The sequence below is a fragment of the Pontibacter sp. LHS1 genome (assembly GCF_058932855.1).
Genome location: NZ_JBZYWF010000007.1, coordinates 33,469 through 59,593, shown reverse-complemented (window position 1 = coordinate 59,593; position 26,125 = coordinate 33,469). Strand labels below are relative to the sequence as shown.

Annotated in this window: 26 protein-coding genes and 1 pseudogene; 14 read left to right on the top strand and 13 right to left on the bottom strand. The window is 49.9% G+C overall.

The features are described from left to right. The first annotated feature begins 2 nt into the window (after positions 1 to 2). Positions 3 to 398, top strand: a complete 396-nt coding sequence (locus AC5FXQ_RS14260; protein WP_493603101.1) for a VOC family protein — start codon at positions 3 to 5, stop codon at positions 396 to 398. Positions 399 to 446: 48 nt separating this feature from the next. Here AC5FXQ_RS14260 and AC5FXQ_RS14255 read toward each other — a convergent pair whose 3' ends face one another. From AC5FXQ_RS14255 to cdd, 5 genes are all read right to left on the bottom strand, one after another. Continuing rightward, positions 447 to 1,622, bottom strand: coding sequence for an acyltransferase family protein (locus AC5FXQ_RS14255; protein ID WP_493603100.1), 1,176 nt, complete (start codon positions 1,620 to 1,622; stop codon positions 447 to 449). A 90-nt stretch (positions 1,623 to 1,712) separates the two neighbouring features. Continuing rightward, positions 1,713 to 2,867, bottom strand: a complete 1,155-nt coding sequence (locus AC5FXQ_RS14250; protein ID WP_493603099.1) for a helix-turn-helix transcriptional regulator — start codon at positions 2,865 to 2,867, stop codon at positions 1,713 to 1,715. Positions 2,868 to 3,032: 165 nt separating this feature from the next. Further along, positions 3,033 to 4,373: a hypothetical protein gene (locus tag AC5FXQ_RS14245; RefSeq protein ID WP_493603098.1), complete on the bottom strand. Its 1,341-nt coding sequence runs from the start codon at positions 4,371 to 4,373 to the stop codon at positions 3,033 to 3,035. Positions 4,374 to 4,618: 245 nt separating this feature from the next. Then, positions 4,619 to 5,257, bottom strand: a complete 639-nt coding sequence (locus tag AC5FXQ_RS14240) for an alpha/beta hydrolase (protein WP_493603097.1) — start codon at positions 5,255 to 5,257, stop codon at positions 4,619 to 4,621. Positions 5,258 to 5,436: 179 nt separating this feature from the next. Beyond that, a complete protein-coding gene (gene cdd, locus AC5FXQ_RS14235) occupies positions 5,437 to 5,922 on the bottom strand; it encodes a cytidine deaminase (RefSeq protein WP_493603096.1) in 486 nt (161 codons plus the stop codon). Positions 5,923 to 6,049: 127 nt separating this feature from the next. On the opposite strand from cdd, the gene AC5FXQ_RS14230 reads away from it, so the two are divergent. After that, a complete protein-coding gene (locus AC5FXQ_RS14230) occupies positions 6,050 to 7,399 on the top strand; it encodes a saccharopine dehydrogenase C-terminal domain-containing protein (protein WP_493603095.1) in 1,350 nt (449 codons plus the stop codon). Between the two features lie 22 nt (positions 7,400 to 7,421). Here AC5FXQ_RS14230 and AC5FXQ_RS14225 read toward each other — a convergent pair whose 3' ends face one another. The 5 genes from AC5FXQ_RS14225 to aroQ all read right to left on the bottom strand — a co-directional run bounded on the left by AC5FXQ_RS14225 (position 7,422) and on the right by aroQ (position 11,116). After that, positions 7,422 to 8,138: a tRNA1(Val) (adenine(37)-N6)-methyltransferase gene (locus AC5FXQ_RS14225; RefSeq protein WP_493603094.1), complete on the bottom strand. Its 717-nt coding sequence runs from the start codon at positions 8,136 to 8,138 to the stop codon at positions 7,422 to 7,424. Positions 8,139 to 8,212: 74 nt separating this feature from the next. Continuing rightward, positions 8,213 to 8,677: a ribonuclease HI gene (gene rnhA, locus AC5FXQ_RS14220; protein ID WP_493603093.1), complete on the bottom strand. Its 465-nt coding sequence runs from the start codon at positions 8,675 to 8,677 to the stop codon at positions 8,213 to 8,215. 164 nt (positions 8,678 to 8,841) lie between these two features. Beyond that, positions 8,842 to 9,408 (bottom strand): MarC family protein, encoded by a 567-nt coding sequence (locus AC5FXQ_RS14215; protein WP_040574344.1) that lies wholly within the window; start codon positions 9,406 to 9,408, stop codon positions 8,842 to 8,844. A gap of 111 nt (positions 9,409 to 9,519) precedes the next feature. Further along, positions 9,520 to 10,581, bottom strand: a complete 1,062-nt coding sequence (locus AC5FXQ_RS14210; protein ID WP_493603092.1) for an aminotransferase class V-fold PLP-dependent enzyme — start codon at positions 10,579 to 10,581, stop codon at positions 9,520 to 9,522. Positions 10,582 to 10,663: 82 nt separating this feature from the next. Continuing rightward, positions 10,664 to 11,116: a type II 3-dehydroquinate dehydratase gene (aroQ, locus tag AC5FXQ_RS14205; RefSeq protein ID WP_493603091.1), complete on the bottom strand. Its 453-nt coding sequence runs from the start codon at positions 11,114 to 11,116 to the stop codon at positions 10,664 to 10,666. A gap of 126 nt (positions 11,117 to 11,242) precedes the next feature. Between aroQ and xerD the strand changes: the two genes are divergently transcribed. From xerD to lolA1, 10 genes and pseudogenes are all read left to right on the top strand, one after another. Next, positions 11,243 to 12,142 carry a site-specific tyrosine recombinase XerD gene (gene xerD, locus AC5FXQ_RS14200; protein ID WP_493603090.1) on the top strand — a complete coding sequence of 300 codons (900 nt, stop codon included), beginning with the start codon at positions 11,243 to 11,245 and terminating at the stop codon, positions 12,140 to 12,142. A 170-nt stretch (positions 12,143 to 12,312) separates the two neighbouring features. Further along, entirely contained in the window at positions 12,313 to 13,962 is a 1,650-nt protein-coding gene (locus tag AC5FXQ_RS14195) for a beta-N-acetylhexosaminidase (protein ID WP_493603089.1), read from the top strand. Positions 13,963 to 14,058: 96 nt separating this feature from the next. Then, a pseudogene (locus AC5FXQ_RS14190) lies at positions 14,059 to 14,193 on the top strand (hypothetical protein); the annotation flags it as partial. 65 nt (positions 14,194 to 14,258) lie between these two features. Then, positions 14,259 to 14,816, top strand: coding sequence for a DUF898 family protein (locus tag AC5FXQ_RS14185; RefSeq protein ID WP_493603088.1), 558 nt, complete (start codon positions 14,259 to 14,261; stop codon positions 14,814 to 14,816). Positions 14,817 to 14,834: 18 nt separating this feature from the next. Then, the gene (locus AC5FXQ_RS14180) at positions 14,835 to 15,074 is read left to right on the top strand and encodes a DUF898 family protein (protein ID WP_493603087.1); all 240 of its coding nucleotides are present in this window, start codon (positions 14,835 to 14,837) and stop codon (positions 15,072 to 15,074) included. Between the two features lies 1 nt (position 15,075). Next, positions 15,076 to 16,149, top strand: coding sequence for a M48 family metallopeptidase (locus AC5FXQ_RS14175; protein WP_493603086.1), 1,074 nt, complete (start codon positions 15,076 to 15,078; stop codon positions 16,147 to 16,149). 46 nt (positions 16,150 to 16,195) lie between these two features. Further along, complete coding sequence (locus AC5FXQ_RS14170) at positions 16,196 to 16,741, top strand: TlpA family protein disulfide reductase (protein ID WP_493603085.1); 546 nt, start codon at positions 16,196 to 16,198, stop codon at positions 16,739 to 16,741. Positions 16,742 to 16,855: 114 nt separating this feature from the next. Continuing rightward, complete coding sequence (locus AC5FXQ_RS14165) at positions 16,856 to 17,884, top strand: quinone-dependent dihydroorotate dehydrogenase (RefSeq protein ID WP_493603084.1); 1,029 nt, start codon at positions 16,856 to 16,858, stop codon at positions 17,882 to 17,884. Positions 17,885 to 18,196: 312 nt separating this feature from the next. Beyond that, complete coding sequence (locus AC5FXQ_RS14160; RefSeq protein WP_493603083.1) at positions 18,197 to 20,812, top strand: FtsK/SpoIIIE family DNA translocase; 2,616 nt, start codon at positions 18,197 to 18,199, stop codon at positions 20,810 to 20,812. Positions 20,813 to 20,844: 32 nt separating this feature from the next. Further along, positions 20,845 to 21,489 carry an outer membrane lipoprotein periplasmic chaperone LolA1 gene (gene lolA1, locus AC5FXQ_RS14155; RefSeq protein WP_196114518.1) on the top strand — a complete coding sequence of 215 codons (645 nt, stop codon included), beginning with the start codon at positions 20,845 to 20,847 and terminating at the stop codon, positions 21,487 to 21,489. A gap of 77 nt (positions 21,490 to 21,566) precedes the next feature. On the opposite strand, the gene AC5FXQ_RS14150 is transcribed toward lolA1, so the two are convergent. Continuing rightward, a complete protein-coding gene (locus AC5FXQ_RS14150) occupies positions 21,567 to 21,965 on the bottom strand; it encodes a hypothetical protein (protein ID WP_493603082.1) in 399 nt (132 codons plus the stop codon). A gap of 178 nt (positions 21,966 to 22,143) precedes the next feature. Between AC5FXQ_RS14150 and pyrF the strand changes: the two genes are divergently transcribed. Both pyrF and AC5FXQ_RS14140 read left to right on the top strand, forming a co-directional pair. After that, entirely contained in the window at positions 22,144 to 22,974 is an 831-nt protein-coding gene (gene pyrF, locus AC5FXQ_RS14145) for an orotidine-5'-phosphate decarboxylase (protein WP_493603081.1), read from the top strand. A gap of 109 nt (positions 22,975 to 23,083) precedes the next feature. After that, on the top strand, positions 23,084 to 23,716 hold the full coding sequence (locus tag AC5FXQ_RS14140; protein ID WP_493603080.1) for a pyridoxamine 5'-phosphate oxidase family protein: 633 nt from the start codon (positions 23,084 to 23,086) through the stop codon (positions 23,714 to 23,716). Positions 23,717 to 23,979: 263 nt separating this feature from the next. On the opposite strand, the gene AC5FXQ_RS14135 is transcribed toward AC5FXQ_RS14140, so the two are convergent. After that, entirely contained in the window at positions 23,980 to 25,620 is a 1,641-nt protein-coding gene (locus AC5FXQ_RS14135; RefSeq protein WP_493603079.1) for an ABC-F family ATP-binding cassette domain-containing protein, read from the bottom strand. Positions 25,621 to 25,680: 60 nt separating this feature from the next. Further along, a complete protein-coding gene (locus AC5FXQ_RS14130) occupies positions 25,681 to 26,088 on the bottom strand; it encodes a four helix bundle protein (protein WP_493603078.1) in 408 nt (135 codons plus the stop codon). Between the last annotated feature and the right edge of the window lie 37 nt (positions 26,089 to 26,125).

The window sequence follows — 26,125 nt, the reverse complement described above, 5'->3', positions numbered from 1 at the left end:
TAATGGAGATAAAAAAGATAAAAGAAACCTGTCTGTACGTAGCCGACCTGAATCGTAGCCGAGAGTTCTATAACGGAAAGCTCGGATTACCTGTGATCGGAGAGGTGAAAGACCGACATATCTTTTTCAGAGCTGGCGAGTCGGTATTGCTCTGCTTTCTGCCAAAGGCATCAAAGCTCGGTGGTACATTGCCTCCACACTTTGGCTCAGGGCAGTTGCACCTGGCTTTCGAGGTAAGCCGGGAAGATTATGAAAGTTGGAAAAGTAAGATTGAAGGTGCAGGTATAACAATAGAGCAAGAGTACGACTGGGGACGCGGCTACCTTTCATTCTACTTCCGCGACCCTGATCAACACCTGCTCGAAGTGGTGATGGAAGGGATGTGGGGAAAAGATTAGCAACTGCTTTCTCAACTGTATAGTCCTCCGAATGTTGCTTACAGGACTCTAATTGCTAACAAGGGATTCCTTCTCCTTTATATTCTCGATAGACGGATGCCTTTCCTGTCTCCGAGCCGGCTTCAAACCAAAGGGCACCCGGAGCCAATTTACCCGCATGATCAGGTACTTAATCAGCAGAAAGCAGATAATAAAGGTGCTTAGGCTGATAACGGCAAACTTAAGGCCGATGCTCCAGTCTGCTTGATGCAGGTAATATCCTAATGCCACAATGACGGTCTGGTGCAGTATATAGAACGGGTATACCATCTCATTAGCTTGTGCCAGAAACTTATGTTTCACGTTGAGGTGCTGCATCGCAAAACCCAGTATGACCATCAGCCAGAACCACCGGTTGCTTTGCTTCAGCACATAGTATAGCGACAATTCTACACCATCAAGATTGGTATCTTTATACCAGTAAAAAGTATAGAGGATTGACAGAGTTGAAGCGGCGAGGCCCAGGCTGAACCAGCGCAGTTTTCTTACTTTTTCCTGCAACTGGGGAAACTTCATCAACACAAAGCCAATCAAGAAAACCGTGATATAGAGGAAATGATTGGCCCAATCATCCACAAGGGCATTGGTAGCCGGGAATCGTTCGTTTAGCAGGATACCGCCTATACTCAACCACAGTGCCGGCACTGCCAGTAGCACCCAGCTCTGTATACCGGCTACCTGTGTGTTGACACGGCGCAGGTATACGAGTAGCGGCAAAAGCAGCAGGCTATAGCAGAAGATGTAAGTCAGGTACCACAGATGGTGCCAGCTGAAGTTGCCCTCCGGGTAGGGCTCAAATTCAAAGATAGTGGGATAGAAGCTGAAGAAATTGGAAGCTGTGCCCTGCACCACTCGTTCAAAGTATACCTGTGGCGGCACTACCAGCAGCATACCGATGACCAAAGGGAACAGAATGCGCTTCAGCCTGTCTTTGGCGAAAGTACCGGCACTGCGGAATCCCAGGGCAAAGTATACGCCCACTCCCGACACCAGAAAAATAAGCGACATGCGCCACTGGCTCATAAAGAGCATGGGTACTTCCAGCGTCTTGCTGATCACCGGGTTTTTGACGTGCCAGTCCCAACTGACAAAGTACATGCCGGTGTGGTAAAAGATGAGTAGCGAGAAGGCCAGTACCCGCAGCCAGTCGAACTCGTAACGTCTGATTTTGATCTGATTTTCCATAGCGTTTTGTTTTGATACAAACATCGCCAAAGAAGACCTGGCCTGAAGAATCTGCCGATAAGTACGAGGTGCTAACTTATAGGGAAGTACTCAAACGGAGCCTGAAACGGCCGTTTTGCGGTATTGCCCCGGTGTTTGGCCGGTATATTTCTTGAAAACGCTGCTAAAAGCTGACTTCGACATATAGCCCACCTGCTCGGCCACCTCCTCTACCTTGAGGTGCTGTTGGGTTGGGTCAGCCAGTATGGTTTTGGCCTCCTGTATGCGTAGCTCAGCCAGGTACTCAAAAAAGCTCTTGCCCAGGCGCTCGTTCAGACTCTGTGAAAGGTAGTGGGGAGAGGTATGCAGTTGTTTGGCCAGTGACGGGAGTGAGGCTGATGGTTGGGTATAAAATCTTTCCTGCTCGGCTGCTTTCAGTTTCTGAATCAAGTCCTGCTTAGCCTCCTCGCTTAAGGCAGACTTTTCATACTTTACCTGCACCACCGGCTGAAAGAAAGCAGAATCGGTGATGATTTTGTAGCTGGCAAAGAAGAGCTGCAGCACCAGGAACACGGCCAGGAAGTGGTCACCCAGGTCGCGCTCATAGCTGAGTTTAACGATCACGATCAGCACCAGCGTGGCAACAAAAAAGAAAAGCAGGAATTTGGCCCAGGTATAGAAGTAGGGGTTCGGGGACTCGGATGTGCGCTGTTTCCTCAAAAGCAAAAAGCAGAGAATAATGTAGAGCAGGATGTGCAGCATGGTCAGCTCATTCACATACCTCGTCCACTGCAGCGGGTCCCAGAAAAGCTCAATGGTAACTGGTAGACGCTCCATCTCCGGGAAATAAGCCCCAATGTAAGCGTTGTACTTAACCTCCTCCGGCTGTATATAAAAAAGGATGTGGTAGAGAAAGTACACCACAAAGGGAATGAAATGCAGCCACTGCTTCCACGTCCATTTGTTACCGTTCAGGCTCCGGAAAAGCAGGTAGGTGAGCGGACCGACGGCAAAATTTAGAGGTTCCGAGAAGTCGACGAGCGGAAGCACCCGGAACATAAGGCCGCTGTAGCACAGAAAGACCTCCAGCACCATGCAGGCAAAAGTGAAGACCAGCGCCGCAAGCAGCAGGTGGTGGTAAGGTTGCCGGTGCGGGCGCCTGGCCAAAAACAGCAGACTCATAAAGAAGCCCTGCACCACGCCCACCAGTAGGATGGCTGCAAACCAATCAAATCGAAAGAAAGGCTCTGTTTGTGGCATTGACATTATGATTGTCTACTAACAGTTCATAAACTAAAGCTAAAACTAAATTTCAATTTAAGTTTAAACAGGGCCTGAAATTCTGCGCTTGTATTTTAAGAAAGGTGTTGATAATAACAAAGCCCCGACCTAATGACCGGGGCTTTGTCTAAATTTGAGCTAAAGAAATGCTTACTGCAGTCGCGCCTGGATTTCCTCGATCAGACCATCGTAGCGTTTCAGTAGTCGCCCCCAGTCTTTGAAGTCCTCGTCATCCTTAACACTGATGTTGCGGGAGGTGTTGTTCTCACGCTCGTGACGCTGGCTCACAATCTTCACCACGTAGGTCAGGTCGTTGGAGTTGCCGCCGCTGCTCACGATCACACGCGTGCGGATCATGTTGGCGCCGTTGAAGTTCTGCACCTGCCAGGCGCTGGTCAGGTAGCCTGTGTTGTAGTCTACCGTCTCCAGTACATCAAAGCGCTTGGTGATGATCGAACTCAGAATTCTCCATGCATCGGCCGGATCGACGGCTTTGTTTACAGGGATGGTGATGCGCACGTTGGCCATGTCCGAGGAAATAGAGGAGGTATAGGCTTCGTCCACGGCAAGCTCAACAAATTCGGTTGGCTCCGGAGCCTGCATGTTTTCCTGATTGCAGTAGTTTTTGATGTAGCGCAGGAAGCCGTCTTTGGTCACGCGTACTTCTACACAGCCGTTCTTAGGTACTTTCAGGTCATATTTGCCTACGCCTACTACTTTGCCAGCCACCTCAATGTTGGCATCAGCAGGGGAGGATGTGATTTTCACCAGGCGATCTTCGAGCATGGCACGACTGCGAAGCGGAGGAAGCGGGTCAGTAGACGGCTTGTTGCAGAACACCTGTACCACTTCGGCAAAACCGTCCTTCGTTACAGTCACCGTTACGCAAGTGCCAAATGGTACGCTCACATCCGTGTTGCCACGGCCGCTTACCACACCATTTAGTGATACAGAGGCGTCAGCCGGAATCACTTCCAGGCGTACCTGGCGGTCTTTCAGTTCAAAAAAGTCTTTAACAGGAGGCGCTTCGCGGTCTTTCTGGTTGTAGTATACCTTGGTTTGTGGTGCAAAGCCTGGTTTCTTTACTTCTACGTTCAGGAATTTGTCCTTCTCCACAATCAGGTTGATACGCTTTGTGCCAGCCAGACGACCATCAATGTAGATCTCTGCATCATAAGGCTCAACACTGATGTCAATCAGGCGGTTTACCAGTTCTACCTTTTGCTCCTTGTCCCACTTCATGGTGCGCGGAAACTCACGGATTACAGGTTCATAACCTTCTTTTACAATGGCAATGCGATTGCGGGAGTCTTTGTTCAGCTTCAACTCAATACTTCCGATACCCAGTTCAGTTATCCGGGTATTGTCAGCATCGTTCAGCAAAAAGAATTTTGCATCCGGAAAGTTAGAGGCAACATTGATTTTGCTTTGTGCGAAAGCAGAGAACGCGAGAAAGCAGAAAATGAAGGATAAGTAAAGAATTCTCCTCATAGGACTAAAATAAAGTGAGTAAAAAATATAAAAGAGGTTGGTTGATTGTGATGATATAACCACAAATTTAAATCAATTTATTTAAATTTATATATAACAATTTGTATATCAATAAAAATACCCAGAAGTGGGTACTAGATAATTGCTATAAAATGAAATGTAGCAGATGTTATGAGCTGATTCAGCCGCGCAAAAACAAATTGATTATTGTACAGATTAGCGGATCTTTTGTAACTACTGTCTTATTACTTTAGCCTGAGCAGTAGTTCCGGTGCGATCGTATGGCCGCCTTCGAAGGTATGGACTTGTGGGGAAATGCCGAGCCGCTGCATGATTTCTCGCTGATGCTGCAGTTTTTCGGGAGTGATGAACTCATCTTGCGTGCCATATACTACATCTACCGGTATACCTTCAAAAGCCGCTTTACCTGATTCAAAGTTGATATCCTCCGGAAAAGAGGCGGCCCAGAGTATGATGTGCTGGCAAGGCACTCGTTCGGTTGCGAGCCAGCGGCAAACTGTTGCACCGCCCTGTGAGAAGCCCAGCACATGCACCCGCACGTCAGAAGGGACTTGCTGTAAGAGTTGCTGCAACAGCAGGTTGAGGTAAGCGGACTGGTCCTCTATTTCAGAAAGTCGATCTTCTTTCGTCATCCAGGTAGCACCGACACGGCCCGAAAAACCGTCCAGGTAAAAGCGGGAGAGTCCCTCCGGGGCCACTACCACTGTAGCTCCATCATCCAACACCGCGAAGTGCCGCAGAAAATAACGGGCCAGCTGACCATAGCCATGGCACACCACCCACAGGTCGCGCGTCTGCTCTGAAGGCGTTCCCAAGGTATAGTAGCGTGCCGTGCGAGGCACCATCAGCTTATGCTCATGCATTTTTGAGTTGTTAATTGTTGTTCACTTCCAATCAAAACAGGGTTTTCCGCACGATTGCCAGTGCAAGAGTATGACGGGTCACGCTTGTCTCTGCATTGAAGCTGTAATTCCTCACGCTACTACGATGTTACGGTGTAACGGCGCTACATTTTAACTCTTAAACTTCTAAACTCTCAAACTTACAAGTGTTCTTTCGTGAACTGGAAAGGCAATAGGTCGCTTACGCTGCGGAGGCGGTAGAATTTGCCTTCTGGTCCCTGCAGCAGCACAGGTATAGCCTCGCCTTGTTTGTGCTCGTATTCTGCCATCACCTGGCGGCAAGCACCACAGGGCATAGCCGGAAGGAAGTGCGCTTCGCTTCTACGGCGGGCTGTCACGGCGATCATCTTTATCTTTTTGTTGGGGTGATGGGCGCTCATGGCGAACAGGGCGGTACGCTCCGCACATAGGCCGGAAGGGTAGGCTGCGTTTTCCTGATTGCTGCCTTTGAACATGGTGCCATCTTCCAGCACCAAGGCGGCACCTACCAGAAAGTTGGAATAAGGGGCGTAGGCATCATTGGCTGCCTGTTGGGCCAGCTCCATTGCTTCGCGCTCCTGTTGGGTTAGTTCGTCTGCCGAGTCCAGTACGTCGATGCAGATATGTATATTCAGCTCACTTGCCATTTAAGACCTTGTAGGTGTAAAAATTAGAAAAGGGCTATAAATTTAACGGAATATTCTGATAAAACAATGCGAAAGGTTGGCCTTGCAGGTGGTTATTGCTAAATTCAAGCGCAACGACACGAACGCTATGAAAAAAATACTTCTCCTCGGGGCCGGCCGCTCCGCCTCATCGCTTATCCAATACCTGTTACAGCACGCGCCATCTGAGAACTGGCACATCACCATCGGCGACATCAACGTGGACCATCTGCAGGACAAAATCGCCCAGCTGAACTTTGCCGAGGCGATCGTTTTCAACGTGCACGACGAGGCGCAGCGGGCTGCAGAGGTAAGCAAAGCCGATCTGGTGATCTCACTCCTGCCGGCGATCTACCACATTGAGGTAGCGCGTGAGTGTCTGAAGCAGGAGAAGCATCTGATTACGGCTTCTTATGTCTCGCCGGAGTTCAGAGAGCTGCACGAGGAGGCAAAGCAGAAGAACCTGACCATCCTGATGGAGTCGGGCCTGGACCCGGGTATAGACCATATGTCTGCTATGGCGGTAATTCAGCGGGTGCAAGGGATGGGCGGCCGCATCACGTCCTTCAAGTCCTACACGGGTGGACTGGTGGCACCGGAGTCGGACAACAACCCCTGGAATTACAAATTCAGCTGGAACCCGCGCAACGTGGTGCTGGCGGGGCAGGGGACAGCCAAGTACATCAAGAACGGAGAGTATAAGTATATTCCATACCACCAGCTCTTTAAGCGCACCGACGAACTGTTTGTAGAGGGCTACGGCCACTTTGACGGTTACGCGAACCGCGATTCGCTCAGCTATCGGGAGCATTACGGTTTAAAGGACATCCCTACCATGCTGCGTGGTACACTGCGCCGCATTGGCTACTGTGCCGCCTGGGATGTGTTTGTGCAATTAGGCCTCACCGACGACAGCTACGACCTGGAAGGTGTGGATCGCATAACCAATCGCAGCTACCTGGAAGCGTTCCTGCCGCCGGCCTCCACTGCCGACGAAACACTGCAGCAGCGCCTGTGCCGCTATCTGGGTATCGCGCCTGAAGGTGAGATCATGGAAAAATTGGAGTGGCTGGGGCTGTTTGAAGAAACACCGCTCGATATGCAAGCCGCCACACCTGCGCAGGTGCTTGAAAAAATACTGGTTGCCAAATGGAAACTGGAGCCAGGTGACAAAGACATGATTGTGATGCAGCATCTGTTTGAGTTCGAACTGAACGGTGAGCAGCACGAGCTGACTTCCTCACTGGTGGTGCTGGGAGATGATGCTGTACAAACGGCTATGGCCAAAACCGTGGGATTACCGGTAGGTATACTGGCAAAGCTCCTGCTACAAGGCAGGATCGACCGCCACGGTGTAGTTATACCGATTTACCCGGATCTGTATGAACCCGTGTTAGAAGAACTGAAGGGCTATGGGATTGACTTTTTGGAAGATGAGCGGGTGAAGACGATTCACTAACAGGTATAGCTGCCAGGTAATTTTAGAAGATCAAATAATAATCCCGTAGCAGGGCTGTGAAGTCAGCTGTATAGGTCGTGCCGTCTTCTTCACGAATGTTTAAGTTCTTTGTACCAGCCTTCTCCGTCGGCTTGCAGGTATAGGTTTGCACATAACGAATGCACTTGCCCCCGGTGCGGGTATAAATCTCCAGTGTTTCGGTCAGGTACAGCGCGTGCGTTTTGGCAAGTGCCGCGAAGTGATTTGCCTCGGCTGGCGGAAGGAGCAGGTATAGCTTACCGTCTTGAGTAAGATGCTTCTGTGTAAAAGTCAGGATGTCTTCAAAGAGCAGATCGCCTATGTGCTTGGCTGCGTTCTTAGCGGCATCATCGGACTTAAGCGAAGCCAGAAAAAATGGCGGGTTCGACAGAATGACGTCGTACTGCTGCGTACAGGTTTTCGCAAATTCCTGCAAGGGCATCGGGTGTAGTTTCAGTCGCTCCGCCCAAGGGCTTTCAGCGAAGTTTTGCACCGCCTGCGCCTGTGCCTCCGGGTTGATCTCCACCGCTTCCACTGCCGCCTCCGACCGCTGCGCCACCATCAAGGCCAGCAAACCCGTGCCTGTTCCAATATCCAGTACCCGCTTCGCCCGATGCACCTCCACATACGCCCCAAACACACACGAGTCGGTGCATACCTTCATGGCACACTGGTCCTGATTGATGCGGAATTGTTTGAATTGGAAATAGGTGTTAGGCAAGGGAATTAAGAATTAGGAATGGTTGAAAAGGTATGGAGAGTAAGAACGGGTAAGTTTGAACTATTCGCTCTCCATTATTTTGAATTAAACTGCCCAGACTCAAAGCCCTCGTCAATCAATAAATTCGGCGACAGCGCACTGGCAACCGCTAATTCATCACAGCGCTCATTCTCAGGATGACCAGCATGGCCTCTGATCCAAACGAACTTCACGTTGTGCTTGGCATACACCCTTAGGAAACGGGCCCAGAGGTCACCGTTGGCTTTGCCGGCGAAGCCTTTCTTCTGCCAGCCAAAAACCCAGCGCTTTTCCACGGCATCTACCACGTATTTGGAGTCAGAGTATACCGTGACAGGTATACCGGGCTTGGTAATCGCCTCGAGCCCTACGATCACGGCGAGCAGCTCCATGCGGTTGTTGGTGGTCTTCCGGAAACCGGCTGATAGCTCTTTCACATGGTTTTTCCAGCGCAGTATCACGCCATAACCTCCCGGACCCGGATTTCCTCTTGAAGCACCGTCTGTAAAAAGCTCGATCATATTTTAAATGAGTGAATTAGTAAATGAGTGAGTTTTAACTTATGGCTGAGTGTATTTTGAGTTGTGAAGAGCATATGAGTGTTCGTCGTCATTTATTACCCTAAACTTAGAGGTCTTAACGTCATCTAAATTACTCACTCATTCACTCAATCACTCATTCACAACTAAATTGGTAAATTCGTTTTGAACAGCTTGATAGCGATGGCCAGCAGGATAACACCAAATACCTTGCGGAGCACGTTGGCGCCGGCTTTGCCGAGTTTACGCTCCAGCCATGCCGAAGCCTTGAGAACGATGTAGACGAACATCAGGTTCAGTACTATACCCACCAGCACATTTGGCAAAGAATAGGCGGCACGCAAAGAGAGCAGTGTCGTCATGGTACCGGCTCCCACGATAAGCGGAAAGGCCAGCGGTACGATCGAGCCGCTTTTTACTTCCGGGTCGGAGTGAAAAAGGTCTTTGCCCAGGATCATCTCCAGACCGATCAGGAAAATGATGATGGCACCGGCCATGGCAAAGGACTCAAAGTCGATGCCAAAGAGCTTCAGAATACCATCGCCCACAAACAGGAACACGATCATCAGGATACCAGAAATGATCGTGGCTTTTTCTGACTCGATCTTGCCCTCCCGCTTGCGCAGGTCGATGATAATGGGGATAGAGCCAAGTATGTCGATTACCGCAAACAGGATAAGCGTGACAGATGCGATTTCCTTGAAACTGAACAGTTCCTGAAGCATGGGTTTGGTGGTTGTTAAAATGTTAAAGCCAGCAAATGGGGTATAGCTATACCTGCAAGCGCTGGCGCAATTTGTTAACAAGCCGCAAAGGTAGGATTCTTAGGCGTAATAATGCAGGAAAAAGCGCTTTAGCTCTTCGTACTCTTCGTTAGCAATAGCGGGGAAGTTGGCCACCCTGAAAGTGTTGCGCTGCCATGGTCCGTAGCCGTTGCCCAGCCGGATGTTGTGGTGCAGTGCCCGCTTCTTGATGTCCTCCACCAGTCGCTCGTTCGCCTCCAGTACAATCACCGTTTTAGAGCGTACCTCTTCGTTTTCGATCAGCAGTTTAAAGTCGGTAAATTGCCCGAAGAACTCGTACAGTTCATTGGCACGATCAATCAGGTCAATATCGAGTTGCTTGATAAAAGGCCTGTCTTCGAGCATGCGCTTGAGCAGGTAGATGTTGAGCGTGTTCGGTGTGTGCACGGTCTGGTAGTTGAGCATCTTCTCGTAGAGCGACACCAGGCTGTTGTAATGGTTGCGCTCGTTCATTTGCTTGGCCCTGAAGATGGCACGCGGCGAGCAAACCAGTATACCCAGCCCCGGCGGCAGACCGAAGCACTTTTGCACGGAGGCAAACCAGATATCTGCTTTAATGTACTTCAAGTTGAGGCCTGCCATAGAAGAAGTCGCATCTACGGCCGTAAGTGTATCACGGAAACGGTTGTGCAGATTGAGAATGGAAGAGGCCGTTACCTGCGTACCGTTTGACGTTTCGTTTTGTGTGAAGCAGATCAGTTCGGTGTCGGTACTGATGTCCAGTTCCTCCACTGGCATGGCTTCGTTAATGTCGAAGCGAACACCTTGGGCATCGGGCCGCATTTTTTTAGCGTACTCGTACCATTTCTCCCCAAAAGAACCATTGTAAATATGAAAGCTCTTCTTTTTGGTGAGACTCTGGATCAGGATCTCCCAGCACTCGGTGGCGGAGGAGGTAAAGAAAATAGAATAGTCCTGCGGAATGTTGAGGCGTCGCTTGAGCGAGCCCACCACCGTGCGTGATAGTTGCACAAACTGTTCTCCGCGGTGCGGAGCCCCCAATATACCCTCGTCATACGCATCCACAAGGTAGTTGCGCACTTCCGGATAAATCTTAGATGGTCCTGGATAGAAATTCAACATGGAGGGTAATATAAAGAAAGTATAGAATGCCTACTATATGCGGAGGCAATTATTTAGTAAACGGAATTTTGCTGTCGTAACGCTATTTTTTTGAGTTAAAACCGATCTGCTTCGGCTTCATGCGCTCAAAATACTGCAGCGCCAGCCGGTAGCTCTCCAGCCCAAAACCAGTGATCACCCCTTTGCAAAAAGCAGCGAACATGCTTTTGTGGCGAAAGGCGTCGCGGGCATATACATTGGAGATGTGCACCTCAATCACCGGTGTTTCGATGGCCTTGATGGCGTCTGAGAGGGCTACCGAGGTATGGGTATAGGCGCCGCCGTTGAACACGATGCCATTGTAGCTGAAACCTACTTCGTGCAGTTTGTCAATCAGCACCCCTTCGGTATTGGACTGAAAATAGGACAACTCCATGGCCGGGAAAGCCTCCTTCAGCTCTTCAAAATATGATTCGAATGACTCGGAGCCATAGACAGACTTCTCGCGGATACCGAGCAGGTTAAGATTTGGGCCGTTTAGGATGAGGATTTTCATAGTTTTGGGGCGTTTTGTGATTTCAGCTCAATTAAGCGGTTGCAATTTAAGGATTAACTATCTTTGCTTTGATTTTTTTGACAAAAGAAAGTTTTGTCAGCTCCTCTTTTGCCCAAATTTTAACTTATGAAGTGGTCCATCTGCATTACCCAGTTCGAGCAATACCTGCGTCTCGAAAAGTCGCTTTCCGGGAACTCCGTGGAAGCATACCTGCGCGATATTCGCAAACTGACTGATTTTCTGGATATCAAAGGTATAAGCGTGCAGCCGGAGCAGATGACCCCGCCTATACTACGGGAATTTCTGGAGTGGGTAGCTGAGTTGGGTATGACGCCGCATTCACAGGCGCGTACGCTGTCAGGTATACGGGCTTTCTACAAGTTCCTGATCATGGAAGACATGCTCACCGCCGACCCGACAGAGACTATCGAAGCCCCGAAACTGAGCCGCAAACTGCCCGACACGCTGCACTTTCATGAAATAGAGCAGCTGCTGGCCGCCATTGACCTTTCTACACCAGAAGGGACTCGGAACCGCGCCATGCTGGAAACGCTCTACAGTTCGGGACTCCGTGTGTCGGAACTGCTGGAGCTGAAGCTGAGCAACCTCTACGAGGACATGGGCTTCCTGAAAGTGGCCGGTAAAGGCGACAAGGAGCGCCTGGTGCCGATCGGACGCGATGCGCTCAAGCACATACAACTCTACCGAGAAGGTGTGCGCTGCCACCTCACGATCAAGAAAGGCCACGAAGACTTTGTGTTCCTCAACCGCCGCGGTGCTAAACTGACACGGGTGATGGTGTTCACGATCATCAAAGACCTGGCCGCCAAAGCAGGTATACAGAAAACGGTGAGTCCCCATACCTTCCGCCATTCCTTCGCCACCCACCTGATTGAAGGCGGTGCCGACCTGCGGGCCGTGCAGGAAATGCTGGGCCACGAGTCCATCACCACTACCGAGATCTATACCCACCTTGACCGCGATTACCTGAAGCAGGTAATCAAAGATTACCATCCTAGAAGCTGAGAGGAGTTTAAGAGTTAGAGAGTTTGGTTGTAGCGACGTTACAGTGTAACGTCGTAGTGCTACGCAGCATTACCGTTTGGTCCATCGGAGCTAGACCAACCCAATACCAAAGCCATTAAACCAATCGTTTCTCCAGAAGTCAATAAGCAACACAATTTCAAAACAGCCGCATGCTAGCTAATTTCATCCGAATACTCACCATTGTACTGCTTTCCTTAGCTATACCTTACATCGCCACCGGTCAGTCCGTTGACGACATTACGCCGCGACCTGTGGAGGTGATCAAGGAGGCCAGAGGCCATGTAACTATTGACGGGAAAGCTCAGATCGTTTTCGATAAGCAATATGGTGCGCAGGCTGAGTTTCTGCAGGAGATGCTGGCCGCCCAGACTGGACTGAACTTGCCCGTACACCCGAACACGCCAGACAAGCCCAGAGCCAGTCACCACATCCGGTTAGTTTTCGATAGTAAGTCCGTTGATAAAGCCGAGATGTATACCTTAACGGTATCGGGCAAAGACGTGACTATCCGCGCCAAAGACACCGGCGGTATGGTATACGGCATCCAGACTTTGCTGCAGTTATTCCCGCTCAAACAGGTACGTGAGGTGAAGATATCCGACGTGCAGATCAAGGATTATCCACGTTTTGCTTACCGGGGCATGCACCTCGACGTGGTACGCCATATGTTTCCGCTGGAGTTCATCAAGAAGTACATCGACTATTTGGCGTTCCATAAGTTTAACACCTTTCACTGGCATCTGACTGATGATCAGGGCTGGCGCATCGAAATTGAGTCGTACCCGAAACTGAACACGATCGGCTCGTGGCGCAAGGAAACACTGATCGGGCACTTCAAAGACCAGCCAGCCAGGTATGATGGCAAGCGCTACGGTGGTTACTATACCAAGGACGAGGTGCTGGAAGTAATCAATTATGCTTCTGTACGCGGCATCAATATTATACCGGAGATTGATATTCCTGGTCATAGCCGCGCTACCATTGCCGCTTATCCGGAGTTCAGCACCCGCCCTGATACGACCTGGAACGTAGCCACGACCTGGGGTATGTACAATCGGCAGAACAATGTGCTGCAGCCTAATCCGGCTACATTTCAGTTTTTAGAGACAGTATTCCACGAGGTAGCTGATCTGTTCCCTTCGGAGTACTTTCACCTCGGGGGCGATGAAACGAGCAAAATGTGGTGGAAAGCCGATCCGGTGTCACAGAAATTCATCGAAGACCATAATCTGAAAGACGAAAAAGGATTGCAGACCTACTTTGTGGAGCAGGTGGCAGGCTACCTGGCCGCCAAAGGCAAGAAAGTGATCGGCTGGCACGAGATTCTGGAAGGCGATCTGAACACCTCGACCCTGATCATGAACTGGGGAGGGGAGAAAGAAGGTATAGCCGCTGCCAAACGTGGACACCAGGTTATCATGTCGCCGGGTAAGCCGCTCTACTTCGACCACTACCAGTCCAAAGACCCGAACGACAGTTTGGCCATACACGGCTATAACCCGGTGGATGCGGTGTATGCTTTCGAGCCGGTACCAAAGGCCCTGCGTGAACAAAAGCTTGACCACTTCATCATCGGGGCACAGGGCAATGTGTGGACCGAATACATAGGCAGTGAAGCCAAGGTGGAGTATGTGATCTTCCCACGTATGACAGCCCTGAGTGAGGTGCTGTGGTCGCCACAGGGGAAAAAAGATTATGCGGACTTCAAACGCAGACTCAAAACAGCCATCATTCCGCGCTATACCTTCTGGAAGGCGAAATACTTTCCCAATTTCGAGCAGTGGACGGCTGAAAAATGAGGCTTTAAATTTTGGGCGAAAGTCAGCGGAATGTATAGTAGGTAATTGATATTTATTATATTTAGAAGCTGTAATAACACAGGCTGTGTTTCATGCATGGCCTGTGTTATTTTTTTCAACCATTTTTCACCTATTCCTAAGCTTCTTATGACAACAACTTTACTCGAAAAAGAAAAACAGACTACCTACTTCTCTTTTACCGGCAAAGGCTCTGAGTACTTCGCCATCGAAATTGTAAACCTTCTGCTCACTGTCGTGACGCTGGGGCTTTACTATCTTGGGCAAAAGCCAAGTCCATGCAGTACCTGTACCGTAAAACGGAGCTGGCTGGTACATCATTCGTGTTTCATGGTACCGGCAAAGAAATGTTCATCGGCTTCATCAAAGGATTGGCAGTGTTTGCCTTTCTTTATGGCGTACTGTTATATGGTATCTTCTCAGAAGATGTTGGTACCCTGCTGATTTCATATGCTGTGTTTCTGCTGGGTTTCCTGGCGCTTATACCCGTGGCGTTACATGGTATGATGCGTTACCGCACATCCCGCACAAGCTGGCGTGGCATTCACATGGGTTATCGTGGGGAGCTTTCTGACATGTTCACGACCTACCTGGTGGGTTTCTTCCTTTCGATTTTCACATTCGGCATCTACGGATCGTGGTTTGTGGTGAAGCTGCGCAAACAGATGATTGATAATGTGCGTTTCGGAAATGTGAGCCTGCGCGATGGCGCCGATCTGTTCCTGATCAACCTCAAAGGCTATTTCTTATCAATCTTCACGCTGGGTATATACTTTTTCTGGTACACCAAAAACCTACTGCACTTTTATGTGAACAATATTGTGGTGCTGCAGTAAGACGGCACCTACAGCCGCTTGCAGTGCCATGTTTCGGGTTGGGAAGTGTTGAAGCTGACGGTTGGCAACATCCTGATCGTGGTGTTCACGCTGGGGCTGGGCATACCGCTTACCACCACCCGCACCCTGTCGCTGATCATGAACAACACCGTGATGAGCGGACACTTCGACGCCGACGCATTGGTGCAGACCGAAGAAGCCTATGATTCGGCTACTTATGAAAGCATGACGGATATGATGGATATCGGTGTTATCTAACATGACATTTGAGGGGAAATACTATAACGGGCAAAGCTCCAAAGGCATGCCGGCACAGATCACTATGCTGGCAGACGGACTGCGCATCGACTATTGCGCAGACGAGGTATGTGGTTCAGTGCATTGGGAAACGGCAGGTATACACCAGTCGGAGTTCAACGATGCAACCACGCTGCTGCGTTATGGGAAATTCCCGCAACAGAGTATATCAGTAGTAGACAGAGGGTTTAAGGAAGCGCTGCAGCAGCACTATCGCGGTGCGGCCTTCCTGAAGTCCGGCTACAACAGCGTGCTGAGTCTGGGCTGCACAGGTATAGGCATCATGGGCTTGAGTCTACTTGGCTTGCTGGTAGCCTTTATCATCTGGGGCGTGCCGGCTCTTGCCGACCGGGTGGCGATGCATTTTCCGCAAAGTTACGAACGCCAGCTCGGCCAGCAACTCTATGCCAAGCTGCTACAGGGCTATCAGGTGAACGACGAGAAAACAGCCGCACTGAATGAGTACCTGAGCGAACTGAACACCGATCTGGATTACCCGATCACAGCTGCCGTTGTGAACAGCGACGAGGTAAATGCCTTTGCTATACCTGGTGGCTATGTGGTGGTGTATGAAGGGATACTCGATAAAATGGAGCACCACGAGGAGCTGGCCGCTCTGATGGGGCACGAACTGGCGCATATCCAAAACCGGCATTCACTCCGGGCCATGACGCGGAGCTTATCCTACTACATGCTGGCCTCGGTTCTGTTCGGGGATGTGAGCGGTGTGGCCGCTGTGCTGGTAGACAATGCATCGGCACTGCGCAACCTGGAGTACAGCCGCAGCCTGGAGCTGGAAGCCGACCGGGAAGGGCTGGAGTTGCTTCGCCGGAACGAGCTGAACCCACAGGGCGCCGTTTTGCTGATGGAGCGCCTGCAAATGGGGAGTGAATCTGAGGTGCTTGCTTTTGTGAGCACGCACCCCAATACAGGAGACCGCATTAAGGTTCTGAATGAATTGATAGGGGAGAGGAAGCAGCCCTACAAAAAGAACCCGGTACTGGAGCGGCACTGGGAGCAGCTGAAAGGAAGATAAACAGGTAAAAGTTCTGGTATACTACAGCCGAATCAAGCGCTTTAAAATGAAATTTATCATGAGAATCCTGTTTATACTTTTTGCCCTGTGCCTTGCCTTTACAGTTCAGGCGCAGCAGCAGTTAGTTGACAAGCATGTGGGAGCTCCTATGATACCATTTGCAGCTGAAGACATAACAGGTGTAACTTATTCATCCAATGAGTTGCGAGGGAAAGTGGTGGTACTCAATCTATGGGGCACCTTCTGCAAACCTTGTATCCTGGAAATGCCAGAGCTAAATAAGTTAAAGCAAAGTTATACGGGAAAGGATGTAGTGTTTGTCTCGATGTCGCCCGAAGATAAGCCGGTCATCAAAAGGTTTCTGAAAAAGCATGTATTTGATTTCATCATACTTCCAGGCAGTGCCAATTATATGATGAATTTTGTCAACTCCGTGCCTCAAACAATTTTAATTGATAAGGCAGGAATGGTGAGAGAGGTACATAACGGCACTATGCCGGTTGAGGTCTCAACGGATGCGAAAGGAGAAAAGAGTTATGTGTTTAGGAGTGATGATTTAAAAGCAAAGATCGATGAGCTGCTATCAGAGTAGCAAGTAGATTAACAGGCTGCATAGTACTGTAGCTAAGCGAGGCATAATTATCGAGGATAGTATAAATTCGCTTTCTATCTTTGCGGGCAGCTAACTCTAACCAAATCCGCTGCCGTGTATAAGAGCCTCATCCGTCCGCTTCTTTTCAAACTAGATCCTGAGAAAGTTCACTACCTCACCACAGATGCTTTGCGCACAGCTTTTGGCCTTCCTTTTGCCAAAAGCATCAGCCGCAGTATGTTCCGGGTAGAGGACAAGCGGCTGGAGCGGGAGCTATTCGGCCTGAAATTTCCTAACCCAGTAGGTCTAGCAGCTGGCTTTGATAAAGACGCCAAACTGGTAGATGAGCTAGCTGAATTAGGATTTGGCTTTATCGAGATCGGTACGCTTACTCCAAAACCACAGGAAGGCAACCCAAAACCGCGCCTTTTCCGTCTGCCGGAAGACCAAGCCATTATTAACCGCATGGGCTTTAACAACGAAGGCGTGAACGCTGCCGTGAAGCGACTGCGGGAGCGGAAGAGCAACATCATCGTCGGTGGTAACATTGGCAAGAACAAGGTGACACCTAACGAAGATGCGCTAAATGACTACCTCTATTGCTTCAAAGCGCTGTATGATGTGGTGGATTACTTTGTAGTAAATGTGAGTTCGCCCAACACACCCGACCTTCGTGCCCTGCAGGAAAAAGAGCCGCTGCAGCAATTACTGATGGCACTGCAGGAGCTGAACAGCTCTATGCCGAAGCAAAAGCCCCTGCTGCTCAAGATCGCCCCGGATCTGAACGAAGCTCAGTTAAATGATATAATCGAGATTGCCATCGCCGCCAAGCTAAGTGGTATTATTGCCACGAACACCACCATCAGCCGCGATGGTCTGCATACCTCTTCTACTCAAGTTTCAGAGATCGGCGCCGGCGGACTAAGCGGCAAACCGCTGACCAAACACGCCACCGAAATCATCCGCTACCTGCGTCAGCACCTGCCGCAGCATATCAAGATCATTGGTGTGGGTGGTATTATGACGCCGGAGGATGCCAAGGAGAAACTTGATGCCGGCGCCGATCTGGTACAGCTGTATACAGGTTTTATTTATGAAGGTCCAGCGCTTGTCGCGGGTATAAATAAGAGGTTATTAGGTTAACCTCCCCCCGCCTCCCTCCTAAAAACAGGAGGGGGTATTCAAATGGAAACATATTTATTCGAGTGTTCTTTCTTTAATAGCTTTAAAACCATTAGGTGAGGGAGTAAACTTACTTTCTAGCGCGGTTGATTGCGTTTCATTAAGCTATTCATTGTTCTAAAAAAGCAGTTTGGATATACTCTTAACACCCCCTCCTGTTTTTAGGAGGGGGCAGGGGGAGGTTTTTTAGCACATTTCCTGAAAAGCCTTCGGATTTGCTGAGCGGCGTGTGCCGAAAAAATGTAAATTTGAAATCTTAATTAGTCGAAGGGTATGGCAAAGAACACTTACAGAAACGATGCGGTGAGCACGGGAAGGGCGAGGAATGAAGTGCGTGGCCGTAATGAACCACGCGGCACTGCCTCTACCAGTGAAAAAACCAAACAGAAGAAACAGAAAAAGCCTTTTTTTAGGCTGCCGTCTTTCCGGTTCAACCTGAAGGCACCTGCTTTTTTGACAGACCGCCGCTTTAAGCTGTTCATCGGCTTCTCTTTTCTGCTGATCGCCTTCTTTATGACCATTGCGTTTGTGTCTTACCTGTTTACAGGCCAGGCTGATCAGAGTGTGGTGGAGTCGGTGCAGGGTACCGGACTGAAGGAATCGGGGCAGGAGGCTGAGAACTGGCTGGGGCTGTTCGGTGCCTGGGTTTCCCATTATTTTATTTATGACTTATTAGGTATAGGAGCCTTTTTCCTGATCCCGATCGCATTTTTTGCCGGCAGCCGCATTGTGTTCCGCTGGAAATCCATTTCGATGTCTTATATACTGGGCCTCTGCACCTTCTCGATGCTGTGGCTGAGCCTGACGCTGGGGTACATTGTGCTCACGACAGGTACGGTAGGCGAATTAGGCTTTTTGGGTGGTGGTATAGGTATAGAAACTGCCATTTGGCTAAGCAGCCTGATCGGTTGGGGCAGTGGTCTGCTGCTGGGTTTCCTGCTGCTTATCTTCCTGGTGTTCTTCTTTAATATCACGAGCATCAACTGGAGTAAACCGGCTGCTGAGGAAGCCGATGATGTAGAAGTTGAACGTGGAGGTGCCTCGTCGCTGCGGGATGTGGTGCATGGTTCAGCCCGTAATATCAACCACAACGCCGATCCAACTGCTTCGTTGGATGCCGAGGAAGAAGATGAGCTAGCCTTTGATGAAGAGGAGGAAGAGGCGATCAACCGTGCCTTGGAGATGGAACTGAGTGCCCTCAAGCCAGAGCCACCAAAAACTGCCACACCTGCACCAACGCCTACTTTGGAGCTCGACATTGAAACAGAGTTTGAGGAAGAACTGGCAGAAGCGGAGTTCGACACAGCCGAGGGAGAAGAAGATGACCTCAATTTGCAGATCGAAAAGACGCCGGAAGAGGAAGCCGCCGATGTGATGGCCACCGAAAACTACGACCCGACGCTGGACCTGGCGCGTTACCAATACCCGACCATCGACTTGCTCAACGACTACGGCACCACCAAAGTGTCGGTAACAAAGGAAGAACTCGAAGCTAACAAGGACAAGATCGTGGCCACACTTGGTCACTATAACATAGGTATAGCGAGCATCAAGGCCACCATCGGCCCGACCGTAACGCTCTACGAAATTGTGCCAGATGCCGGTGTGCGTATCTCCAAAATCAAGAACCTGGAAGATGATATCGCCCTGAGCTTAGCAGCCCTGGGTATCCGTATCATCGCGCCTATACCGGGTAAGGGTACCATAGGTATAGAAGTGCCGAATACGAAGAAGGAGATGGTGTCGATCAAATCGATCTTGTCGACGGAGAAGTTTATGAAGAGTGATATGGACCTGCCGATCGCTTTCGGTAAGACCATCACAAACGAAGTGTTCATCACCGACCTGGCCAAAATGCCACACTTGCTGATGGCGGGTGCCACCGGTCAGGGTAAGTCTGTTGGTCTCAACGCCATCCTGACCTCCTTGCTCTACAAGCGACACCCATCGCAGCTCAAGTTTGTGCTTGTCGACCCGAAAAAGGTGGAGCTCTCGCTATTCAACAAAATTGAGCGCCACTTCCTGGCCAAGCTGCCGGATACAGAAGAAGCGATCATCACGGATACAAAAAAGGTGGTGAACACGCTTAACTCGCTCTGTATGGAGATGGACATGCGTTACGACCTGCTCAAGGATGCCGGCTGCCGCAACCTGAAAGAGTACAACAAGAAATTTGTGGAGCGTAAGCTGAACCCGAAAAAAGGGCACAAGTTTATGCCGTACATCGTGCTTGTGATTGACGAGTTGGCGGACTTGATGATGACAGCCGGTAAAGAGGTGGAGACGCCGATTGCCCGTCTGGCGCAGCTGGCTCGAGCCATTGGTATACACTTGGTAGTAGCCACACAGCGTCCGTCGGTGAACGTGATCACAGGTATTATCAAAGCGAACTTCCCGGCGCGTATTTCCTTTAAAGTAACCTCTAAGATTGACTCCCGCACCATTCTGGATGCCGGCGGTGCTGACCAGCTGATTGGTCAGGGTGATATGCTCTTCTCGATCGGCTCGGACATGATCCGTATTCAGTGCGCCTTCGTGGACACGCCGGAAGTAGACCGCATTTGCGACTTCATTGGCGAGCAACAAGGGTATAACGACGCCTATCTGCTGCCGGAATTTGTGGGCGATGAAAGCGGCTCTGAGAAAACCGATTTCGATCCGAGTTCCAAAGACCCGATGTTTGAGGAAGCAGCCCGCATTATTGTGCAGCACCAGCAGGGCAGTACTTCGCTGCTGCAGCGCCGCCTCAAGCTGGGCTACAACCGAGCCGGCCGCCTGATCGACCAGTTGGAAGCCGCAGGTATAGTGGGGCCGTTCGAAGGAAGCAAAGCCCGCGAAGTTTTAATTCCGGACGAGTACAGTTTGGAACAGTTATTGAATACGCTGTAGAAAAGAATAAAACACGACACTCAAAGAACATCATGAAAAGAGTATTATCCCTTTTGCTGGCCGTATTTATGTTTGTGAACCTGGCGAATGCGCAGCAGGACCCGAAAGCAGGCAAGATATTGGACCAGATGAGCCAGAAGTACAGAAGTATGAAAGCTTTCAAAGCTACTTTTGCACAGACGCTGGAGAACCCTTCTGCCAAGGTAAAAGAAACAATGGAAGGCGACATTTTGGTAAGCGGTCCTAAGTATAGACTGGCCGTAAGCGGACAGGAGATCATCAGCGATGGTAAACTGATGTGGACTTACCTGAAAGAAGTGAACGAAGTTACCATCACGGAGACCGACGCGGAAGCTGAGGCCATGGCGCCAAGCAAAATCTTCGACATGTATAAGAAAGGTTACAAGTATGCCTACGCCGGCTCTGAGAAGCAAGGCGCTGACACGTTTGATGTGATCGAGCTGGCTCCGGAAGACCGCAGCAACCCTATCTTTAAGGTGCGTCTGTATATCAATCAGAAAGACAAGTCCCTGAAGAGTTGGCAGATGTTCCGTAACAACGGCAACCGCTATACCTATACCATCAAAAACTTCCAGGCTAACCCTGAGCTAGCCTCCGACGCTTTCAGCTTCAACAAAGCCAAGTATAAAGGCGTGCAGGTGGTAGATTTGAGATAACCCGACCGATTTATGATAAAAGGAAAGAGCTGCTCTGTTTAGAGCAGCTCTTTTTTGTTGCTGGTTTATAAAGACGCTTAAAAGCCCCCGACGTCTATAGTTGCAATGATAAACCCCACTTGAGGAGTGGAACGGAACTTTAATGTATAGATTCCTGCCTCGGTTGGGCGAAAGGTATAGGGAGCCGTACGGATAGGCAGATCATCGGTGCAGACGTTCCCTTTATACTTCGCCACCACCCGTATGACTGTTTCCTTACCAGAAGAGCTGACATTAAAAGAGCCGAACTGGCCACAGCCTCCGCTAACCTGAAAGTGAACGTTCACAGTTACAGTTTCACCTACTTGTGCGGTTGCAGGGGCCTCTACACGGACAATAGGAGCAGGGCGCTCCTGCACCGGAGGTTCTGAATCTTCTTTGGAGCATCCGGAGGCAGTTAAGAGAATCAATGTGAGGGTGCACAGGTGTCGTATCATAGCTTTTCGTTTTAAGGTGCTGGTTATTATGTCGATCCCTTTTGTGCTGAAATGGTTGCAAGGCTTGGCGGATTTGGGCAAGGGCTATAATTAGTGGTCTTTGCAGGGATAAAAAATTTGTAGCTGCCTCTAAAAAAACTAGCTTTGCTATACCTGAACTTTAGCTCCTATACCTATCATGACCAGAGAAAAGCTGTTTGAGCAGATACTCCAGAAAAAATCATACCTGTGCATTGGCCTCGACACCGACCCCAAGCGCCTGCCCGAGCATCTGCTCGACCACGAAGACCCTGTGTTTGAGTTCAACCGCCAGATCGTGGAAGCTACTGCCGACCTGTGTGTGGCCTACAAACCGAACATCGCCTTCTATGAAGCACAGGGCCCGAAAGGTTGGGTGAGTTTGGAGAAGACACTGGAGATTATACCTGAAGAGATCTTTACCATTGCTGATGCCAAACGTGGTGATATTGGCAACACCTCTGAGCTGTATGCCCGCGCTTTCTTTGAAACCATGAACTTCAATGCCGTGACGGTAGCACCTTACATGGGCTCCGATTCGGTGAAACCATTCCTGGTACAGCCGGGCCGCTGGGTGATCTTGCTGGCGCTTACGTCTAACCCGGGCAGTAAGGACTTTCAAATGCTGAAGCTGTCGGATGGTAATGAGGAATACCTGTTTGAGCAAGTGCTGCGCGAGAGTGCCAACTGGGCCAGCGTAGGGCAGATGATGTATGTGGTGGGCGCTACGCAGGGCGAGTATATTGAAAGGGTGCGAGCCATTGTGCCGAATCACTTCCTGCTGGTACCGGGCGTAGGTGCACAGGGCGGCAGTCTCGAAGAGATTTCCCGCTTAGGTATGAACCAACAATGCGGACTGCTAGTCAACTCCTCCCGTGCCATTATCTATGCTTCCTCCGGTCGCGATTTCGCAGATCGTGCCAGAGAAGCTGCTTTGGAAGTGCAGAAGGAGATGGAGCAGTACCTGGAGCAATATGTGACGCATTTGTAAGAATTTAGAGTCAATTCCTGAGAAATAATAATAGAACGCCATACCCAAGCCAGGCACGCAGGTATGGCGTTTATATTTTATATTGTGATAGGTATAATAAGACAATAGCATGAACAACGGGTTTTCAGAGATTATCAGCACGAAAGAGGAATTGCAAGCATTGCTGGGCACACCTAGCGAGCTGGTCAACAACAAATCGATAGATTACCTGGATGCGCACTGCCGTGACTTCATTTCCAAAGCGCCTATGCTTTTTGTAAGCACGAGTGACGCCGCAGGCAATTGCGATGTGTCCCCTCGGGGAGATGCGGCTGGCTTTGTGCTGGTGCTCGACGAAAAACGACTGGTTATACCGGAGCGACCCGGCAACAAAAGATGCGATTCGCTTCGGAACATTCTGGAGAACCCTAGAGTCGGGTTGATCTTCATTATTCCGGGTTTGGAAGAAACGCTCCGTGTAAATGGCAAGGCTTGTATCATCAAAGACGAAATCATCCTGACGCAGCTTGCGGCGCAGGGAAAAGTGCCTGTTGTAGGTATAGGGGTGGAAGTAGAGGAGTGTTACATCCACTGCGCAAAGGCGTTTAAGCGTTCGGGCCTCTGGAAGCCTGAGCAGTGGCCAGAGAAGGAAATGCTGCCACGCCCGGCTGCAATGCTGGCAGATCACATCAGGAAACCGGACTATAGCGAAGAGTACATCAGCGCTATATTAAAAGAAAGCTACGAGAAGCGCCTGTATTAGATAAAGCGACGGGGTTGCCTTCTTAAAAGCAACCTGCGTTTTCCAAAGCTGGCGCTTTGCCTTGTGGCGTAGCTTCTGGTAATACAGAAACATACCTCCCAGCCATTAGGCTGTCCAGCACAATAATTGGAAAGCGAACAAAGACGAGCACATTAGATTCAGCGGTCATGGCGCTGCCGGCCTCGGCAACAATGTAAACAGAAGAGCCAATACATATCGTATTGGCTCTTCTGTTTAGCTTATGTATTGCAATGTGAGGAGTTTTACACCGTTTTCCTTTCAATCTCCCGCAGATTTTCCATTTTCTTGTTACGGAGGAAGCCGTTGATGTCTTCAAAGTGTTCGCGGACACGCTTGTTGCCAAACTCAAACACCTTATCGGCCAGTCCGTCGAGGAAGTCGCGGTCGTGCGAAACCAGGATGATCGTGCCGTCGAAAGCTTTGAGGGCGTCTTTCAGGATGTCCTTGGTCTTGATGTCGAGGTGGTTGGTCGGTTCGTCCAGAATAAGCAGGTTCACTGGCTGCAATAACAGCTTGATCATCGCCAATCGGGTCTTTTCACCACCGGAAAGTACTTTCACCTTTTTCTCAATCGTGTCGCCACTGAACATAAAGGCGCCTAGCAGGTCTTTCACACGGGTACGAGCATCACCCACAGCAATCTCGTCGATGGTCTGGAATACGGTCAGTTCACCGTCGAGCAAGGCGGCCTGGTTCTGAGCAAAGTAGCCGATCATGCAGTTATGGCCTAGTTGCAGCTTGCCTTCAAAGTCGATCTCACCCATTATAGCTTTCACCAGCGTAGACTTACCCTCGCCGTTCTTGCCCACAAAAGCTACTTTCTCACCCCGGTTGATGGTCATGGAAGCGTCTTTGAACACGGTATAGTCACCGTACTTTTTGGTAAGTTCCTCCACGATAACCGGATAGTTGCCGGAACGCGGTGCAGGCGGGAATTTAACGTTTAGAGCAGAGGTATCTACTTCGTCCACCTCCACAATCTCCATTTTCTCCAGCATCTTCACACGCGACTGCACCTGCAGGGTCTTCGAGTAAGTGCCTTTGAAGCGGTCGATAAAGGTCTGGATATCGGCGATCTCTTTCTGCTGGTCCTCAAACTGCTTTTGCTGCTGCTCACGACGCTCTTTGCGCAGTTGCAGGTATTGGCTGTAGGTAACCTTATAATCGTAGATGCGGCCCATTGTCACTTCGATGGTGCGGTTGGTGATATTGTCCACAAAGGTTTTGTCGTGCGAGATCACGATCACGGCCTTGGCGTTGTTCACCAGAAAATCCTCGAGCCACTGGATCGACTCAATATCGAGGTGGTTGGTCGGTTCGTCGAGCAGGATCAGGTCCGGCTTCTGAAGCAGGATCTTAGCCAGTTCGATGCGCATGCGCCAGCCGCCACTGAATTCGTTGGTGGAGCGCGTAAAGTCTTCGCGTGTAAAGCCAAGGCCCTTAAGGGTAACCTCTACCTCCGCGTCGAAGTTGATCTCCTCAATAGAGTAGTATTTTTCACCCAGCTCCGATACCTGTTCGATGATTTTATAATACTCATCGGAGTCGTAGTCGGTGCGGGTTTCCAACTCAGCATTGAGCGCATCCATTTGCTTTTTCATGTCGAGGACTTTGGCGAAAGCCTTGGAAGCCTCTTCGAACACGGTGCAGTTGTCGTCGATGAGCAGGTGCTGCGGCAGGTAGGCAATCACGGCATCTTTCGGCGCTGACACCTTGCCACGGGTAGGCTTGCTGGCGCCCGCTATAATTTTGAGCAGGGTAGACTTGCCTGCTCCATTTTTTCCCATGAGGGCGATGCGGTCGTTTTCGTTGATGTTGAAAGAAACATTGCTGAAAAGGGCTGCACCATTGAACTCCACGCTCACCGCGTCAACTGAAATCATAATCGTTTAATTTTAAGGCTGCAAAGATAGTAAAGTTTGGGAGTTTAAGGGTTTGAGAGTTTAGGAGTTGATGCGTTTATAGGATGATTTTCTTATTGTGACTAGGATAGCGGTCAGTTCATTGGTTTCTTGCTTCAATGACGCAAGACGACTTGCTGTTACAATTTCTGATTCTTCCAACAGTTCCAACCAGAAAAGTGATTCGTCGGCTTCTTCAAGCGCTATACCTATCTTAGCTACAAACTCGGCATTAGAACGCGCGCGGCAGGCTGCGCGGTAGTTGGCAGCAACCGATGTGGCTGATCTTAATAACTGTTTTCCTAAAATATAGGCATCGGCCTGCTTAGGCAGTACCCTGAACAGACGTATACATCGCAATGCAAATTCCTTTGTCCGCTTTTTAAAGCTTTCCCCAAAAGCAAAGTTGCTTTCCCTCGCCAAACTATCCATTCTAATATCTTCATTCATGACTCCTAAACTCTCAAACTTCACTAACTCCTAAACT